This is a genomic window from Vibrio sp. 1402 (assembly GCF_033340275.1).
The window spans coordinates 1-953 of sequence record NZ_JAWOWE010000117.1; the positions used below are offsets into that span (position 1 = coordinate 1).

Annotated in this window: 1 pseudogene; it reads left to right on the forward strand. The window is 47.6% G+C overall.

The annotated features are described in order from the left end of the window. A pseudogene (locus tag R7044_RS24530) lies at positions 1 to 953 on the forward strand (MoxR-like ATPase); the annotation flags it as partial.

Here is a 953-nt window from a genome sequence, read left to right on the forward strand (position 1 = left end):
TTCCTTGATATCTTGCGCACACCAGAGCATCAATGTGTGATAGAAAATGCGGCAGGCAACCAAAAAGTGATTTCTTTTGGTCAACTGTTAGACAACAACTCACACCAAATTCCGGCTGATTACGATCTTTCAACAGCCAGCTGTTTTGATGATGTGGCAGCACGCTTTATCGAAGATTCAGATGAGGGCTATATAGCTGTTGCGGAAACTGCGAATGGACGCTTCCTAAACTCAATTGGTAGCTTTGACCCGGATTACCCTTGGTCAAATGCGGTGTCTGTGTTGGGTAACTGGCCAGACAAAGCGCTGGCGAGCCACTTCTTAGCACGTCGATTCTCGAACCGTTTTACCGATGAGGTGAGCTTTGCATCGCTGCTTGATATCCCTGGGGTGCAAGCTGAATACGAAGACATCATGGGCAACATCGTGGCAAATGACGCGTTAAATACGCCAGTTAAATTGGTGGGTAAAGACGGTAAGGAATACACCAATCTAAAAGGTGTTACTGTGAACCTACACATCACTGAGCAAATGGAGTCCCTACCACCAATGCCTCGTGGTATTGCAAGATTCCTTGATATTGGTGCAGAAGGCCGTGGACGTGTTGGCGATGTCATCTTGAGAATGGGTGTGCGCCAAATGAAGTCTTACGACTACACAGTGAAGACTCGTGGTCAATCTCAGTTTGATACGTTTACGAAGCAGCAAGACCGCTACGGTATCATCGCGGGTGACAAGGTTGAGTTTGTTATCGACGGCGAGAAGTTTGTGGCAACAAAAGCAAACAAGCTGGCTTACGACTACGCAAATCAACTGGTGACGTCCAAAGGTTACGATCTAAAAACGTACCTAGATAGCTATGAGCCTGCAACACTAAACAAGGTCGCAGAGAGCATCGATAGCGCTTGGGGGCCATTCCGAACAGCGATTGTCCCAGCGTTCCACGATCCTGT